General features: G+C 45.7%; 14 protein-coding genes, 1 tRNA gene and 1 other RNA gene. 1 reads left to right on the forward strand and 15 read right to left on the reverse strand.

Features of this window, described 5'->3' with window-relative positions; translation table 11 throughout:
• Positions 1–218: 218 nt before the first annotated feature.
• Positions 219–293: transfer RNA gene (locus tag EIZ58_RS28810), tRNA-Gln, on the reverse strand.
• A gap of 105 nt (positions 294–398) precedes the next feature.
• Between EIZ58_RS28810 and EIZ58_RS28815 the strand changes: the two genes are divergently transcribed.
• Positions 399–1,529 carry a metallophosphoesterase gene (locus EIZ58_RS28815; RefSeq protein WP_134704443.1) on the forward strand — a complete coding sequence of 377 codons (1,131 nt, stop codon included), beginning with the start codon at positions 399–401 and terminating at the stop codon, positions 1,527–1,529.
• A gap of 28 nt (positions 1,530–1,557) precedes the next feature.
• On the opposite strand, the gene EIZ58_RS28820 is transcribed toward EIZ58_RS28815, so the two are convergent.
• From EIZ58_RS28820 to tpiA, 14 genes are all read right to left on the reverse strand, one after another.
• On the reverse strand, positions 1,558–3,288 hold the full coding sequence (locus EIZ58_RS28820) for a sigma-54 interaction domain-containing protein (protein ID WP_134704444.1): 1,731 nt from the start codon (positions 3,286–3,288) through the stop codon (positions 1,558–1,560).
• A gap of 118 nt (positions 3,289–3,406) precedes the next feature.
• Positions 3,407–4,756 carry a 4-aminobutyrate--2-oxoglutarate transaminase gene (gabT, locus tag EIZ58_RS28825; RefSeq protein WP_134704445.1) on the reverse strand — a complete coding sequence of 450 codons (1,350 nt, stop codon included), beginning with the start codon at positions 4,754–4,756 and terminating at the stop codon, positions 3,407–3,409.
• A 30-nt stretch (positions 4,757–4,786) separates the two neighbouring features.
• On the reverse strand, positions 4,787–6,226 hold the full coding sequence (locus EIZ58_RS28830) for an aldehyde dehydrogenase family protein (protein WP_205672393.1): 1,440 nt from the start codon (positions 6,224–6,226) through the stop codon (positions 4,787–4,789).
• Between the two features lie 82 nt (positions 6,227–6,308).
• Positions 6,309–7,781 (reverse strand): glutamate--tRNA ligase, encoded by a 1,473-nt coding sequence (gene gltX, locus EIZ58_RS28835; protein WP_134704447.1) that lies wholly within the window; start codon positions 7,779–7,781, stop codon positions 6,309–6,311.
• A 207-nt stretch (positions 7,782–7,988) separates the two neighbouring features.
• A complete protein-coding gene (locus EIZ58_RS28840; RefSeq protein ID WP_134704448.1) occupies positions 7,989–8,651 on the reverse strand; it encodes a haloacid dehalogenase type II in 663 nt (220 codons plus the stop codon).
• Between the two features lie 205 nt (positions 8,652–8,856).
• Positions 8,857–9,215: a transfer-messenger RNA gene (gene ssrA / locus EIZ58_RS28845) on the reverse strand.
• Positions 9,216–9,287: 72 nt separating this feature from the next.
• Entirely contained in the window at positions 9,288–9,749 is a 462-nt protein-coding gene (smpB, locus tag EIZ58_RS28850) for an SsrA-binding protein SmpB (protein ID WP_134704535.1), read from the reverse strand.
• A gap of 215 nt (positions 9,750–9,964) precedes the next feature.
• Complete coding sequence (gene rnr, locus EIZ58_RS28855) at positions 9,965–12,295, reverse strand: ribonuclease R (RefSeq protein ID WP_134704449.1); 2,331 nt, start codon at positions 12,293–12,295, stop codon at positions 9,965–9,967.
• 52 nt (positions 12,296–12,347) lie between these two features.
• Entirely contained in the window at positions 12,348–13,103 is a 756-nt protein-coding gene (locus tag EIZ58_RS28860) for an alpha/beta hydrolase (protein WP_134704450.1), read from the reverse strand.
• Entirely contained in the window at positions 13,096–13,803 is a 708-nt protein-coding gene (locus tag EIZ58_RS28865) for an alpha/beta hydrolase (protein WP_134704451.1), read from the reverse strand. Before EIZ58_RS28865 ends, EIZ58_RS28860 begins: the two co-directional genes overlap by 8 nt.
• Positions 13,804–13,932: 129 nt before the next feature.
• Positions 13,933–14,175: a preprotein translocase subunit SecG gene (gene secG, locus EIZ58_RS28870; RefSeq protein ID WP_134704452.1), complete on the reverse strand. Its 243-nt coding sequence runs from the start codon at positions 14,173–14,175 to the stop codon at positions 13,933–13,935.
• 81 nt (positions 14,176–14,256) lie between these two features.
• A complete protein-coding gene (eno, locus tag EIZ58_RS28875; protein ID WP_134704453.1) occupies positions 14,257–15,543 on the reverse strand; it encodes a phosphopyruvate hydratase in 1,287 nt (428 codons plus the stop codon).
• Between the two features lie 24 nt (positions 15,544–15,567).
• Positions 15,568–17,103: a 2,3-bisphosphoglycerate-independent phosphoglycerate mutase gene (gene gpmI, locus EIZ58_RS28880; protein ID WP_134704454.1), complete on the reverse strand. Its 1,536-nt coding sequence runs from the start codon at positions 17,101–17,103 to the stop codon at positions 15,568–15,570.
• Positions 17,100–17,849 carry a triose-phosphate isomerase gene (tpiA, locus tag EIZ58_RS28885; protein WP_134704455.1) on the reverse strand — a complete coding sequence of 250 codons (750 nt, stop codon included), beginning with the start codon at positions 17,847–17,849 and terminating at the stop codon, positions 17,100–17,102. Before tpiA ends, gpmI begins: the two co-directional genes overlap by 4 nt.
• Between the last annotated feature and the right edge of the window lie 11 nt (positions 17,850–17,860).

The following is a 17,860-nucleotide window of genomic DNA, read 5'->3' on the forward strand; positions in this document are numbered from 1 at the left end:
CGATTAAAAAATTTCTTAAGGCGAGTCAGACTATACATACGAACCCCCAACCGGAACGTTTGTTCTTATTTTATCACCTTCCTCCCTTTCCGTCCATCCACAATCTTCTTTAAAAAATCAAGCCAATACCCTATGCCCCCTCTAGTCACCAACAAACCAGAGAAAATAAAAAAACGAGCACCTAACAGACAGCTCGTCTTGGGGCAATTGTATGGGGATGGCTGGCCCGCCTGGATTCGAACCAGGGCATGACGGAGTCAAAGTCCGTTGCCTTACCGCTTGGCTACGGGCCACTAACCCTAGTATGCTCCCAAAGATAAGAAACATACACAGATCATAAATTTGGCTTTCGGAAAACATACTATTTATTGCACACCATAAATGGAATGGAGATTGGAATGCCTTTCGTAATAGGAATTGTCTTTATTTTACTGTATGCGATCTTGGTTTATTATATTGGATGGACCGGCTGGGGATGGATGAAGAACAGGATGTCCACGGAGCCATCCAAGAAATTTAAGTTTCTCTATATCCTTACCCTTGCGATCGTTGCTACATCCTTTATCTTGGGTAAGCTCACGGAAAATGTCATCCTCCATCTCATCGGCGCCTATTGGATGGCCCTTTTTTATCTTTTGGTGATCCTGTTGCCGTTAGCTCATGTGAGTGTTTGGCTGTTGCGGTTAACTCGGCTTCCGCATCACCATATCGAAAAGGGAACGAGCTCCGTTCTTCTCCTTGTCCTTTTTTCTTTGGTCGCTTATGGCTCCTACAATACTTATAGCCCCACCCTTCAAACGTACGACATCCATATTGACAAAGGAAACCGTCCTCAACAGCTGAAAGTGGTCTTGGTCTCCGACATGCATTTTGGCTTACTCTCAGGGATTGATCATGCGCAACGAATGGTCAATGAAATTAATATGCTTCAACCCGATATTGTCATGATCCCAGGAGATATCATTGATGATGACATCCGACCATATTTAAGACAAGGGATCGACAAAATCATGACCCAAATCCAAGCCCCCTATGGTGTGTATGCCTCCTTAGGGAATCACGATAAGCATAACGGACCGATGGCAGAAGTCATTCAAACTTTGGAGAAAAGCGGAATGCACGTCTTATATGATGAAACGCTAGCTGTAAACGAAAATATTCAACTCATCGGCAGAAAAGACCGAAGTGAGCGCAATCGTGCAACACTTGCCTCTCTGCTAGAAGGAGTAGACACGGAGAAAACGACCATTCTTCTGGATCACCAGCCCTATGAGTTGGATGTCGCTCAAAAGCTGGGCATCGATCTTGTCCTCTCCGGCCATACCCATCACGGGCAAGTTTACCCGGGTAACTTCATCACGGAGCGCCTTTTTGAAAACGATTGGGGTTACTTACAAAAAGAACAGCTTCATTCCATCGTATCCTGTGGCTTTGGCTTCTGGGGGCCTCCGCTTCGTCTCGGTTCGCGCTCAGAGATCGTCCAAATCCATCTCACGATGGGTACACCAAAAACATCCAGTCTTCCCTAGAAGATTGGATGTTTTTTTATCTTTACGCTCATTTCCCAATAAATTTTTGGATGTGTCTACTCATCGTAGGTTGACTTACTTCTAAAACTTTGGCCACCTTCGTGACGGTTTTATATTCGGACAAAGCCATATTGATCAGTTGATATTGCGTCATTTCAATCGCTTTTTCCAGTGGAATGATTTCATTGACCTGAACCGAGGGAACACTTCGATTTTTAGTGCTTAATATTCGGCTTAAATCGTTCGCGGTGATTAATTGGCTTGCTGTAATCACCATAGCTCTTTCCACCACATTTTGAAGCTGTCGCACATTTCCCGGCCAGTGATAGGCCTTCAGCATTTCAACTGCATCCTCCGAAACATGCTTCTTCGTGGCAAATTTTTCATTAAAGTACTCCAAAAAGTGAAGAACTAATGGCTCGATATCATCGACTCTCTCCCGCAAAGCTGGTACATATAAAGGTATGACATGCAGTCGATAAAAAAGATCCTCTCGAAAAGTGCCTGCTGCCACCATTTCTTCTAGGTTTCGATTCGTAGCCGTTACCATTCGAACATCGATGGGAATCGGCTTTGTTCCCCCTATTTTCATGATTTCTCTTTCCTGTAATGCTCTCAATAACTTAACCTGGAGATTTAAGGATAACTCCCCAACCTCATCCAAAAATAGCGTACCTTGATGGGCTAATTCAAATAATCCTTTCTTCCCTTGATTGAGGGCTCCGGTAAATGCGCCTTTCTCATAACCAAACAATTCGCTTTCCAGCAGATTTTCCGGGATGGAGCCACAATTAATTTTGACAAAAGGTTTGGTCTTCCGGGGGCTAAGATGATGAATCGCATCTGCGATTAGTTCCTTCCCGACACCCGATTCCCCGTAAATGGTCACGGTAGACTCCACCCGAGCCACCTTTGCAACCTCGGCCATCATCTCATCCATTGATTGTGACTGATAAATAATTGGTTTTTCGTTATGCTGAATCTTTCGAAGGATATTCACTTCTTTCCGATACTTTTCGGTTAACTCCTTCACTTCTTCAAGCTCTTCCTGTAAGTTGGTCACTTCCGTAATGTCTCGGGAAGCAATCACAATACGTTCTAATTGTTTTTTCCGGTTGAAAATCGGATTGCCCACCGCTAGTATTTTCCTACCAAAACGATTTTGCTGGACAACAGAGATTTTCTTCTTCTCCTCCAAAACGCGTCGTGTTACAGATGGCTTAAACCACCCTTTTTCCTCCAACGCCAAAATATTCTCCCCGACTACGGTAGCAGGATCCACTCCCCAAAAATTCAAATTGCTGCGGTTAGAAACCCTGAGAATCGTTCCGGCTGCATCAACGACTAATATTTCATCATAAACAGAATCCACGATAGCTTCTAGATCAGTCGTTAAATCCCGCACTTCTTGTGAGAAGGTCTGCTTAATATAGAGAATTTCCGAAGACTCATTATCAAGCCATCCCATCAAATCGCCTTGTTCATTTTCGACTAACAAATATAAAAATTGAAGATCTGAATTGGAGAGGATTTTGTCTTGAGTTACGATCTTATAGTCAGAACTGTAACTTAATGGTTCAGAGACAGACTCTAACTGCAGGAGCAGCTGATGGCTATCACAGATCCCCACGATGAGTTTACCTTTTTTGACAATTACGAGTTTAGCCTTCGTTTGTTGAACTAAGCGTAAGGTTTCCTGCACGATAATGGAATCGTCAACGATAATAAATTCTTTGTTTATATCCTTAATGCTGCTCAAGCTTAATTCCCCCAATCCCCGTTCATAAATGCAGGATAGCGTGTAGATAACAATATTTTATCATATCCAAGATAAAAAAAAGGAGAGGTCGCCCTCTCCCAAAGATTGGAGTTTTGAGTTACTTAGATAGGTCCGATAATACCTCTTCAATGACATCCAACGCTTCCTTTAACTGATCATCGGTGATGACCAACGGAGATAAGAATCGCAATACATTGCCGTAAAGCCCCGCGCTTAGTACAATGACACCTCGACGATAGCATTCTTGTACAATCTGTGCGGTTAACTCTTTATTCGGCTCTTTTGTCGCTTGATCCTTCACTAACTCCACGGCACACATCGCGCCCAACCCTCTGACCTCTCCAATGAAGGAGTATCGATTTTTCAATTCCGTGAAGCGGGACATAATCGTGTCGCCAATGATCTGGGCTTTGTCGGCCAGTCGCTCTTCTTCCATCATTTCAATGACTTTAAGAGCGGCTACACAACCCAACGGACTTCCCCCGTAAGTTCCGCCTATTTCACCTGGAGCTGCAGAATCCATAATTTCTGCTCTTCCAGTGATCGCACTGATAGGCAGACCGGCTGCGATCGATTTAGACATCGTCATAATATCCGGTACAATATCAAAATGCTCCATCGCAAACATCTTCCCTGTACGCCCGAATCCCGTCTGGATTTCGTCCGCGATAAATAAGATTCCATATTTTTCGCACACTTTTTTCACGCCTTGAACAAACACTTTCGAAGGAACCACAAATCCGCCTTCTCCTTGTACAGGCTCCATAATGATCGCCGCTACCTCTTCTGCGGGTACCTCGGATATGAAAAATTCCTCTAATTGCTGAAGTACCATTTGATCAAGCTCTTCTGGACTAACGTTCAATGGTGCACGGTAGTAATAAGGATAACGCATTTTATACGTATCCGGTGCAAACGGTCCGAAGCCAAACTTATACGGTCTTACCTTACTGGTTAAGGACATGGCGAGTAAAGTACGTCCATGGAACCCGCGGTCAAAGGAGATAATCGCCTTTCTTCCGGTAAATTTACGTGCTAGCTTTACCGCATTTTCCACGGCTTCCGCTCCACTGTTCAAGAAGAACGTTTTCTTCTCATGCGACCCTGGCGTAATTTGGTTGAGCTTCTCAGCTAAATTAATATAAGGCTCATACATCATCACATTAAAACCGGGATGAATATAATTTTGTACCTGTTCAATAAGGGCTTCTACCACCTTTGGCGGACAATGGCCAGCATTGATCGTTCCAATCGCTCCTGCAAGATCGATAAAGGTGTTGCCGTCAACATCCGTCAGAAGCGCGCCTTCCCCTTTGGCAGCGAAAGTGGGAACAGTATTCGATACGCCTTGAGGAACATTCGCCTTTCTCTTTTCTAGCAATTCAGAAGCTTTAGGTCCAGGAATGGAGGTCTTTAAGTTAATATATTTTTGAGATGTTTTTTCCATTTTATGATTTCCCCTTTTCATTTAATTTGGTTATTTTTTAATACATACTAATTTCATTTCGGTCATTTCTTCTACCGCATATTTGAGGCCTTCGCGTCCGATTCCGCTTTCTTTAACCCCTCCATAAGGCATGTGATCGACACGGAAGGTTGGAATGTCATTGATCATCACTCCGCCCACTTCTAAAGCTTCTGCAGCCTGTATGGCCGTTGTAATGTTCGGGGTGTATATGCCCGCTTGTAGTCCGAATCGGGAATCATTCACGTATTCGATCGCTTCTTGCACACTGGAAACTTTATTGATCAACACAATTGGGGCAAACACTTCCTGACATGACACTTTGGCTTTCGGATCTACATTCAAAAGCACCGTCGGCTGAAGAATATTCCCTTCTGCTGCCCCACCAGTGGCAATCGTTGCGCCAGCTTGTTTCGCTTCTTCGATCCACTGTAAAGAACGTTCCACATCCTTAGGACTGATCAAAGCCGAAACATCCGTTTCAGGATCAAGCGGGTTCCCCAGTCGTAAGGTCTTCGTTTGCGCGACAAACTTCTCAACAAAGGATTCATATAACGCTTCGTGTACATAGACCCTTTGCAAGGAAATACACACCTGACCGGCAAAGGCGAAGGCACCAGTGACTGCCCTGGCGATAATTGAATTGAGATCTGTTCCCTGATCGACAATAAGGGCTGCATTGGAGCCAAGTTCCAGGGTTACTTTTTTCAATCCGGCTTTATTCCGAATCCCGATTCCCACCGCTGGACTGCCTGTGAAGGTAATGACTTTCACCCGCTGGTCTTGAATCAATTTCTCGCCTACTGTACTGCCGCTTCCGGTAACCACATTAATAACGCCATTAGGTAGACCGGCTTTTTGCAATAGCTCTGCTAAATACAACGAAGTCAAAGGCGTTTGCGTTGCCGGTTTTAATACGATGGTATTTCCTGCAGCAATCGCTGGACCCACTTTATGCGCCACGAGATTCATAGGAAAGTTGAACGGGGTTATGGCTGCTACGACTCCCAAGGGCTGACGAATCGTAAAAGCGATCCGATCTTCTCCGCCAGGTGCGGCATCCATCGGAATGGTTTCCCCATGAATCCGTCTCGCTTCTTCCGCAGCAAACTTATAAGTCATGATCGTACGAGCCACTTCACCCTTAGCCGTTGTCCACGGTTTCGCCGCCTCAAGGGCAATTAAGCGGGCGCATTCATCTGCGTTTTCTTCCATCAGCTTCACGAGGTTCTCCAATATCGTTGCTCGTTGATGAGCTGGCATTTTAGCCATTATCGGCCGTGCTTGTTCTGCCGCCTGGATGGCCATTTCCACTTCCGATTCATCGGCAAAAGCAATTTCTGCAATTTGCTCCCCGCTATATGGACTATATAATGGTTGATATTGTTTGGCTTCTACCCATTCCCCATTAATGAACAAATGTTTTTTCAATGTCTTCAACCTCTCTATCATTTTGTTTTTTTATCTTTTACTAATGCAAATATGATGCCAATCTTTCCAACCTAGCCTGATGCCCCATCAGCGGAGTATCGAGCTAAAAGTTATTCACTTTTGAATGGATACCATTCATTTTTGAATGATCCAATCGGTAGATCACCGTCTCTCTTCCTAGTAGCAACAAGCTATGAATTAAATCTGGTCCCTGCGTTTCTCCAAATACAACGGCGCGAATCGCAACGTAGAGAGATCTCCCTTTTAAACCAGTTTCCTTATGAATGTTTTTCATTAAATCGGTAATCCTTATTGCATTCCACTCATGATCTTCTTTCACTTTCTCCAAGAAAGAATTTGCAATCATCTGCACCTGATCTTCTTCTAGCAATCTCATGGCATCCTCACTATATACCGTTTCTGCCCTTAGCAAAGGCTCAGCCATCGAGACGAGTTCTCCTACATGGGATATGCGTTCCCCACAGAGGGAAATCAACTCTGCAATCCAACGCACATCCACCCTATCATCTATTAATCCTTGTTGCTGAAACATCGTGACGGCTAGATCTATTAATCTTTCTGGATCCGCTTGTCTCATATAATAGTTGTTCATCCAATCGAGTTTAGCTTGATCAAAGATTGCGCCAGATTTGTGAAGTCGATCGAGTGAGAAGGAAGCAGCCATCTCCTCAAGCGTGAACAATTCCTGTTCTCCTTCCGGAGACCAACCCAGCAAAACAAGGAAATTATTCATCGCTTCAGGCAAGTAACCCAAAGAACGATATTGGTCCATAAATTGAAGGATGGATTCATCCCTTTTGGACAGTTTTTTCCCGCTAGGTTTAAGGATCAAAGCCAGATGAGCAAATTGCGGTATCTCCCAACCGAACGCATCATAAATCAATATCTGCCTTGGGGTGTTGGAAAGATGTTCTTCGCCTCGTATGACATGTGTAATTTTCATTAAGTGATCATCGACCACGACGGCAAAATGATAAGTAGGGATTCCGTCAGACTTTACCATAATAAAATCGCCTATGTCATCCGATCCAAACTTCATATCTCCCCGTACATCATCGCTAAATTGAATAAGTCGACCTTCCGGTACGCGGAATCGAACGGTTTTTTTGCGCCCCTCTTGTCCTAACGTTCTTCTTTGTTCCGCATTCAAATCTCTGCATTTGCCGCTGTATTTGTATATTCGATTTTGCCTCATCGATTCTTGACGCTCGGTTTCAAGCTCTTCCTCGGTGCAGTAACAGGGATAAGCCTTCCCTTCGCTAATCAGGCGATCGACATACGGCTGATAAATATTCAATCGGTCCATACAGTGATAAGGTCCATAGTCGCCGCCGATATCCGGGCCTTCATCCCAATGGAGCCCTAACCACCTAAGATTTTCCAAAAAGCCCAAATCTGCTTTTTCCACATTTCGTGTTTGATCCGTATCTTCAATTCTTACAATAAATGTGCCTCCCCGTTTCTTTGCCAAGAGATAGTTAAATAGGGCTGTACGGGCACCTCCCAGATGTAAATGTCCTGTCGGGCTAGGTGCAAAACGAACGCGGATAGACATAACGGACGCCCCCTCTTCAGATCTTTGTCAAACATATTATGCAAGTCTCTTGCCAACCCTTTTGTTGAAAGCGGCGAGCCATTAGAGATGAGGCACTAGTGAAGGTCATTCAAAAATGAATGGAATTCATTCAGATTTGAATGATGAAAAGCAAAAAACCACCCGAAGTAGGGTGGTTCTTGAAGAAAAGAGCTTAGTTTAGCAAATTTATAGAAATTTTTCCGTTAATTCATCAAGATTACTTATTACGATATCCGGTTGTACTCCTAATTCATCAAATTGTTTGTTAAAGCGATTTATCCAACAAACTTGAAATCCGAATGTTTTAGCACCCGCCGCATCCCAAGGATTTGAAGTCATAAATAACGTTTCTTCTTTAAGAACTCCTAGCTCTACTACCCCTAATTGATATACACCCATAGAAGGCTTATAAATTTTAAGTTCATCTACGCTGATGACATGATTAAACACCTGAGAAAGACCCGCATTTTCAACAAGAGTATTTAACATATGAGGTGAGCCATTCGATAGTATCGCAAGGATCAGATTTCGAAGCCTTTCCAACGCCTTTGGTACTTCGGGATAAGGTTGCAGTCGTAGATACTCGTTCAATAGTGTCTGCTGAGTCTCTTCTGTTAAATCTAATTTTAAGTCTTTCAGTGCAAATAATAAGGCATCTTGAGTCAAGCTCCAAAAGTCAACATACCGTCCCATTAAAGAGCGAAGCCAACTGTACTCTAATTGTTTTTGTCTCCATATTTCACTGATTTGTTTGCCCTGTCCAGGAAAAAATTGTTCACATTTATCTACTACTGTATGTACGTCAAATAAGGTCCCATAAGCATCGAAAATAATAGCTTTTATACGCAAAACTGATTTCCCACCTTTATCCTTATTTTCTTATTATTGTACTCTTATGGTGGAAAATAAAAAAGAACTCAACTCTTTTTGTTAAGTTCTTTACCAGTTAACCGTTAGAATAATAAAAAGCACCCAAATATTTAAGTATAATTGGGTGCTAAATTATGTTCATGTATGGCCTTGCCTAAAAATAAAAACTCCACCATCGTATGTATGGTGGAGGCGGTGGGAATCGAACCCACGTCCGAAAGCAACGCAACATAAGCTTCTCCGAGTGCAGTCGCTGGATTTAGAGTTTCGCCTCACCGACGCCCAACGACAGGCTTCTGGATTGGCTAGCTACCTACAGTTCACTTTCCGGTCAGTAACGGTCCGGACGAGCTATCCCACTGAGATGACCTTCTATAGCAAACATGGGCGATCCGCTATGGAAGGGCTAGGCTGCAATTAAGCAGCTAGTTGTAATTTAGGTTGTTTTGCAGTTATATTTAACTCCGCGTTGTTAACGAGGCCCGCAGCCCCCCGACTCGCTACTTATGCCCGAACTACCCCCGTCGAATCCAGAACGCCCCCATAAGGGATGTTAGAGTACTTCAAGCACGTACAGATAATATACCATAGCCTCCGACACTTTTCAAATAGCAATTATCGGAAACGTTCTTTCATGGCTTGCGCCATTTCGCGTTGGGCATCCTTCTTCTTCAGAGACTCCCGCTTATCATAGTCTTTCTTCCCTTTAGCAGTAGCAATCTGAACCTTGGCTAGTCCATTCTTTAAATAGATTTTCAATGGAACCAACGTATAGCCTTTTTCCTTAATCATCCCGATCAGTTTGTTGATCTGTTCGCGATGCAACAGGAGCTTACGTGTGCGCAGCGGTTCGTGATTATAACGATTCCCCTGCTCATAAGGACTGATGTGCAGGTTATGCAACGTGACTTCCCCTCTACGAATCTGAGCGAAGCTGTCTCGCATATTGACTTTTCCCTGGCGAATGGACTTGATCTCGGTACCCGTCAGGACAATGCCCGCCTCGTACTTTTCCTCAATATGATAATCGTGGAACGCCTTTTTATTTTGTGAAATCAATTTTTCCCCGCGTGTGATCGCCATGTGTACTCACCCCAAAAACATTAGCATCTTCCTATTATAGCATAAGGGCAAAGGGGAAAAAAGCGCCCGGATAATCGGACGCTTGCATTTTCCGCATAGGAATTTAAGTCCAATAAGAATTAAAATGTAACTCTGACGTTCCTATCGGCATAAAAAACTTCCTCTTAAGGCGGTCTGGCTACTTGAATATACTTCGATAAAAGTTTTTTCTACTTCTTCTTTTTCTTCTTATTCTTCGCTTTTTTCCCGCCGCCAGCGCCTTTTTTCTGGCCCTTGGCTGCTTCCTTCCAAAACGGCTGTTTTCCGGCTTGCTTTTCACCGGGTTTGCCAGGCTTCGCTTTCTTCTCCCGTTTGCCGCCTTCAATGACAATCTTGGCTTTACGCGGCTTATGCTCCGCTCTTTTTGCCATGCCCACCACTTCAAAGTCGATGGAGTGCTCGTCCTTGTTCACCCCAACAACCCGGACCTTCACCATGTCACCAATGCGGTAAGACTTTTTCGTACGCTCGCCAACCAGCGCGTAGGTGCGTTCATCGTAGTGGTAATAATCGTCAGTCAAGTAGCTCATATGCACGAGGCCTTCAATCGTGTTGGGAAGCTCAATGAACATCCCAAAGTTGGTGACGCTGCTGACCATCCCTTCAAACTCTTCGCCGATCTTGTCGGCCATAAATTCGGCCTTTTTCAGATCATCGGTTTCTCGCTCGGCATCAACCGCAACCCGCTCCCGTTCCGACGTGTGGCGAGCGATGTCTGGGAGCTTTTCTCCCCAGTCCACTTTCTGCTCTTCATCCATCGGGCCGTTCTCCAGCCAGTGGCGGATTAAGCGATGAACAATTAAGTCGGGATAACGACGAATCGGTGAAGTGAAATGCGTATAATAATCCGCGGCTAGCCCAAAGTGACCATTGTTTTCTGCTTCATACTTCGCTTGCTTCATGGAGCGGAGCATGACTTTGCTGATGACCGTTTCTTCCGGTGTTCCCTGCACTTGCTCCAACAGCATTTGCAAGGCTCTCGGATGGATATCACTTGGTGTCCCTTTGACCACATAGCCAAAGTTCGTAATAAATTGAAGGAAATTACGTAGCTTCCCTTCATCCGGATCTTCATGCGTGCGGTACATGAACGGTTGATTCAACCAGTGGAAATGTTCCGCTACTGTTTCATTGGCGGCCAGCATGAATTCTTCAATGATTTGCTCCGCAATCGTCCGATCCCTGATCACCACTTCCGTCGGTTTTCCTTCCGGATCAACAAGGATTTTGGCTTCCTTAAAATCAAAATCGATCGCCCCACGCTGCATGCGCTTGTCCCGCAACTTCAAGGCCAGCTCCTTCATGTCCCGAAACATCGGGACAAGCGGTTCATAACGAGCCATGAGTTCCTGATCGTCTTCTTCTAAGATCTTATAAACATTCTGGTAGGTCATTCGCTCATTGGTCTTAATGACACTCATAAAAATTTCATAGCGGACGAGCTTCGCCTCTTGATCCAATTCCATGTCGCAGCTCATCGCCAAACGGTTGACTTGAGGATTCAAACTGCAGATCCCGTTGGAAAGACGGTGTGGAAGCATCGGGATGACGCGATCCACCAAATACACGCTCGTCCCGCGGCGGTACGCCTCCTCATCCAGGAAGGAGCCTTCTTTTACATAATGGCTGACGTCTGCGATGTGCACCCCAAGCAGGTAGTTGCCATTTTCCAGACGCTCCAGAGAAACGGCATCATCCAAGTCTTTGGCGTCCGCTCCGTCGATAGTGACCATTACCCGGTCACGGAGATCGCGGCGGTTTTGCCCTTGCCAGTCCCCTTCGGTTAGTTCTTCAGGGACCGATTCCGCTTCTTTCATGACATGTTCATCAAATCCCTCGGCCAGTTCATACTTGTGGATGATGGAAAGAATGTCGACACCAGGATCATTTTTATGACCGATAATCTCGACTATACGTCCTTCCGGATTGGTTCGCCCATCCTCTGAGTATTTGGTAATTTCCGCAATGACCTTATGCCCTTCCATGGCCCCCATGCTGGCGTTTTTAGGAATGAACATATCTTTAGCCATCCGCTTATCATCGATATTCACGAAGCCATAGTCTTTCCCGTCCGTATACGTTCCGACAAAACGATTATTGGCGCGTTGAAGGATGCGAATAATCTCCCCTTCCATCCGGCCTCCACTCTTAACCTTGGCGCTAGGGCGGCACAGTACAATGTCGCCATTCAGAGCTCCGTTCATGTCGTGAGCGGAAATGAAGACATCCGGTTCACCTTTGGTCTCAGGAATGACAAAGCCAAAACCCTTGGCGTTGCCCTGTAAACGACCTTTGACCAGATTCATGCGCTCTGGCACTCCGTACCGGTTGGAACGCGTGCGAATGATTTTGCCTGCTTCCTCTAGCACATTTAACAGCTTCACAAACTCTTTAAAATCGGCAGCCGATTCCACGCCAAACGCTTCTTCCAGCTCGGCTACAGTCATCGGGGCATAGGCTTCTTCTCTCATAAATTCAACAACTCTTTGTTCAGTGACCACTCTCGTCGACTCCTTTATCTATGTACGTTATAGAGGGTGAAAAAAAGAGGGTTTATCGCCCCTCCAGTTCCCAAGTAATTTCTTCAAAATATTTCGCCATGTCCATAAACAGCTGATGGCGATCATGATCTAGCGTAATAATGTGACTAGAATCGGGATAATGACGGATTTGTTTATAGTGTGACCCAATTTGCGAATAGATATAATCCGCGCTTGTAGGATCCACGGTTTCATCTGCTCCGCTCTGAGCAATAAAGATGGGGGTCTTGATGTTAGGCAGCTCCACCTTCACCTCTTCGATCAGCTGAGACAAACTGTACACAGAAGCAAGCGGTGTGCGCGAGTAGGGGATGATGTGTTGTTCAATGTGAGGAGCTTTCTTCTCCCTTGTACCGGGGACATACGGCACAAACCACTTAGCCCATCGGGCATGCTTAATCCGGGTATCCCGGACGAAAATGGGGGTGCTTAAGGTTGCAATCGAACGAAACTCGTATTTTTGAGCGAGCTTTAACGCTAATAGACCTCCCATGGAAAGTCCAGCCGCGTAGATAACCTTGCTTCCATTCGTTAATAGTTGGTGAACCCCTTCTTCGGCCGAATACAGCCATTCCTTCCAAGAGGTTTTTCGCAGGTTTTGAGGGGTTGTACCGTGTCCAGCCAAAAGAGGAGCGGAAACAGCAAATCCGCTCCCCCTAAAAAATTCCACGGCGGGTCTCATCTCTAAGTTGGTGCCGGTAAACCCATGAATGAGTAAAATCCCTCGACCATTATGTCCTCTATGAAAAATGGGACGTACTTCAATCATGAATGCTTGCCCCTTCCAGATCTTTGGCTAAGAAAGTCTCTACAGTGAATAAGACCTGTTCTTTTTCACAATCTTGACAGAGTATATGCTTAGATTCCGTAAAAAAATGAATTTCTTTTTGTTCAGATTGTATATGCTGATAAATATAGTGTGCACTGCGAGGCTCCACTAAATCATCGCATTCGCTCTGGAGAATTAAGGTCGGTACGGTCACCTTATCCAATTCCGGCTTCAATACCTTCACCAGCCTGCGAAAATGGACAACGGCCCGTATTGGTGTAGAAAGCGATTTTTGCATATATCGCTTCAACAAATCCTTGGAATCGGCCGTGAAGTTGGACTTGATCGCTTCCGCCATGTTGGCAAACATTTGCCCTGGATTTATATAAAATACGCAAGCGTTTAATAAGACTAGCTTAGAAACGGGATATTTCGTGGAGAGATACGCCGCAATCATTCCTCCCATCGAAAAGCCTACCACGTAGACCTCCGAGCATTCTTGCATCAACAGTCGAAGTTCTTCTTCCGCTTTGAGAATCCAATCCTTCCAGGTAACCTTGTTCAGGTCTTCCCTCTCTGAACCATGACCCGGTAACGTCGGTACTGATATCTTCCAGCCAAATTTCTTCAGGTGCTCGGCCAGGGGCTCCACTTCATACGGACTGCCCGTAAAACCATGAAGAAGCAAACAACCGATCATACTACCTCTCCTTCGATTACGAGATCATAGGGATTGTACCCGCTTTTACAATATACCACAATTTTCTAAAGATGTTACCTTACAATTTGATTACAACAAAAAAAGAGACCTCATTAGGTCTCTTTCTTCCTAAAACGCGCCTCTTGTAAAAAAGGCGACGGCAATAGACAAGATCATGAATCCAGTTGCTAATACAATGGTGATCTTATGAAGCACGGCATCAATACCGCGTGCTTTTTGCTTACCCATCATCTGTTCAGCGCCTCCGCCAATCGCCCCGGATAACCCAGCACTCTTACCAGATTGCAGAAGAACAACCGCAATGAGTCCGATACAGAAGATTACTAACAATACCTTAAGAAAAAGAGTCATGCTCTACCCTCCATACTCATACGTAACATAACTTTATCATAAAAACAAGGAAGGGACAAGTTTCACTTGTCCCCCACCAAATTATCCCTTTAAGTTGTAAAATGCTTTTCTTCCGCCATATTGGCTTATAGGGCCTAGCTCGTCTTGGATGCGAAGCAATTGATTGTACTTCGCAACGCGGTCTGTACGAGAAGGGGCACCCGTTTTGATTTGACCAGCATTCGTAGCCACGGCGATGTCGGCAATCGTGGAATCTTCGGTTTCACCAGAACGGTGAGAAATAACCGCAGTATAACCTGCACGCTTCGCCATTTCAATCGCATCAAACGTTTCGGTTAACGTTCCGATTTGGTTTACTTTTACTAGAATCGCATTCGCCGTTCCGCTCTCGATCCCTTGAGCCAAACGCTGGGTATTGGTTACGAACAAGTCGTCACCAACCAACTGAACCTTGGAACCAATGCGTTCCGTTAATTTTTTCCAACCATCCCAATCGTCTTCATCCAACCCATCTTCAATCGAGATGATCGGGTATTTATCAGCTAAAGAAGCCAAGTAGTCTACCATTTCATCGGTGGTCTTTGTTACGCCTTCACCGGAAAGGTGGTACGCACCATCGCGGTACATTTCAGTTGCTGCTACGTCTAGCGCTAGGAAAACATCTTTTCCTGGCTCATAGCCCGCTTGCTTGATGGCTTCCATAATCGTCGTGATCGCTTCTTCATTGGAAGCTAGGTTTGGCGCGAATCCGCCCTCATCGCCTACAGCGGTGTTCAAGCCTTTTTCTTTAAGAACAGACTTAAGCTGGTGGAAGATTTCCGCTCCCATGCGAAGAGCTTCAGAGAAGCTTTCCGCTCCAACTGGCATAACCATGAACTCCTGGATATCCACGTTGTTATCCGCGTGCTCTCCTCCATTCAAGATGTTCATCATCGGAACAGGAAGCTGCTTCGCGTTGAATCCGCCAAGGTACACATACAGAGGAATGTTTAGCTCACTCGCTGCAGCACGTGCAACAGCCATGGAAACGCCAAGAATCGCGTTGGCACCAAGCTTGGCCTTGTTTGGTGTACCATCTAATTCGATCATCAATTGGTCAATCCCGATTTGATCAAGAGCGTCCAATCCGATAAGCTCAGGAGCAATCACTTCGTTAACATTGTCAACGGCTTGAAGCACCCCTTTTCCAAGGTAGCGGGACTTGTCCCCATCGCGAAGCTCAACCGCTTCATAAGCGCCAGTAGATGCACCAGATGGTACCATCGCACGCCCAAAAGCACCAGATTCTAAATACACTTCAACTTCAACAGTTGGGTTACCGCGGGAATCTAGAACCTCTCTTGCGTAAACATCAGAAATAATCGTCATCGTTTGTTACACTCCTTTTTCTTTTTAATAGATCGGTTTTCCTGTCATTTCTTTTGGTTGTTCGACTCCTAGAAGCTTCAAGATGGTAGGGGAAATATCCGCCAAAATGCCGCCCTCTCGCAACTCAAGCCCTTCCTTCGTTACGATCAATGGTACGGGGTACGTACTGTGAGACGTGATCGGATTACCCTCTTCTGTGAGCATAAGATCCGCATTGCCATGATCCGCTGTAATCAAGGCCACACCGCCCTTGGCCAAGATGGCATCCACCACCGTACCCACACATCGATCGACGGTTTCGACGGCTTGGATCGTCGGTTCCATTTTACCAGAATGACCCACCATATCACAGTTTGCAAAATTTAAAATGATTACATCATGCTCGTCCTTGTCTAACTCAGCTAGAAGCGCGTCCGTAATGCCTTGAGCGCTCATCTCCGGCTTCAAGTCGTAAGTAGCGACGTCCTTCGGAGAAGAAATGAGCACACGGGTTTCCCCTTCAAATTCATCCTCGCGACCGCCGCTGAAGAAAAACGTGACATGAGGATACTTTTCCGTTTCCGCGATGCGTAGTTGTTTGAGGCCCTGTTGACACAACACTTCACCTAACGTGTTATCGAGATTCGTCGGCTTATAAGCGACATAACCTTGGACACTTTCGCTGAATTTTGTCAGACACACATAGTACAAGTTCTTAGGAACTCGATCCCCACGATCAAAGCCGCGGAAATCCTCATTCGTAAACACCTGCGATAATTGGATGGCACGATCCGGACGGAAATTAAAGAAAATCACCGCGTCTTGATCTTCCACCAGGCCATTCGGGTTTCCTTCCTGGTCCGTAATCACCGTTGGCATGACAAATTCATCGTAAATACTCTGGTCGTAAGAAGCTTGTACCGCTTGAACAGGATCTTGGTACTTCGGTCCTTCCCCGTACACCATGGCTCGGTACGACTTTTCCGTTCGCTCCCAGCGCTTGTCGCGATCCATGGCATAGTAGCGCCCTTGAACTGTAGCAAATTGGCCGACGCCAAGCTCACGCATCTTCGCTTCGGTTTCTTCTACGTAAATCTTCGCACTGTCTGGAGATACGTCGCGTCCATCCAAGAAAGCGTGTATGTAAACTTTTTCGACTTGCTGTTTTTTGGCTAGCTCCAGTAAAGCAAAAAGGTGGCGAATATGACTGTGAACGCCGCCATCGGACAGGAGTCCGTACAAGTGAAGTTTCGTGCCTCTTTCTTTCACATGCTGGATCGCGCCGAGGAAGGTTTCATTTTCGAAAAAATGCCCTTCACGAATCTCCTTCGTTACTCGGGTTAGATCTTGATACACCACGCGCCCGGCCCCTAAGTTCAGGTGACCAACCTCGGAATTCCCCATTTGTCCTTCAGGAAGACCTACTGCTTCACCACTGGCCTCTAGAAGGGTGTGCGGGTATTGATTCCAGTATCGGTCAAAATTGGGCTTATTGGCTTGCGCGACCGCATTGCCATACGATTCTTCCCGCATGGCAAAGCCGTCCATAATAATTAAAGCTACGGGTTTCGGTCTATTCATTGGTGAGCTCCCTTCACCAAACCGAGGAAGGACTCAGGCTGTAAGCTTGCACCGCCAACCAATGCCCCATCAATATCTGATTGCGCCATAAATCCAGCCACATTTTCCGGCTTTACGCTTCCGCCGTATTGAATGCGCACTTGGTTAGCTAGGGATTGATCATACTGATCCGCAATCAGCTCACGGATAAACCCGATCACCTCGTTGGCATCTTCAGCAGACGAAGTTTTCCCCGTTCCAATCGCCCAAATGGGCTCATAGGCAACGACCAGATTCACCAGTTGCTCGCTTGTGACGTCTCTAAGGGCCGCTTCCATTTGTACTTTGACGACTTCCTTTGTCTGTCCAGCTTCACGCTGCTCTAGATCCTCGCCTACACAAACGATCGGAGAAATTCCATGCTTCAAAGCGGCATGCAAGCGCTGATTAACGGTTTCATCCGTCTCTCCGAAAAGCGCACGGCGCTCCGAGTGTCCCACAATGGCATATTTAACCCCTAGCTCCTTGAGCATTAAAGGACTCACTTCGCCTGTAAAAGCACCGTCTTCTGCCCAATGAATATTCTGTGCACCTAAGGCAATATTTTTCCCTTCCAAAGCTTCAGCCAAAGCAGAAAGCGCGGTGAATGGAGCACAAAGTACGGCCTCCACTGCTTCATCCTGAACAGGCAAGGCTTCCGCAAACGCAATGGCTTCAGCAATCGTCTTGAACATCTTCCAGTTACCAGCAATGATTGGTTTTCTCATGTTTACCACCC

It is taken from the genome of Ammoniphilus sp. YIM 78166 (assembly GCF_004522215.1).
Classification (GTDB): Bacteria; Bacillota; Bacilli; order Aneurinibacillales; family RAOX-1; genus YIM-78166.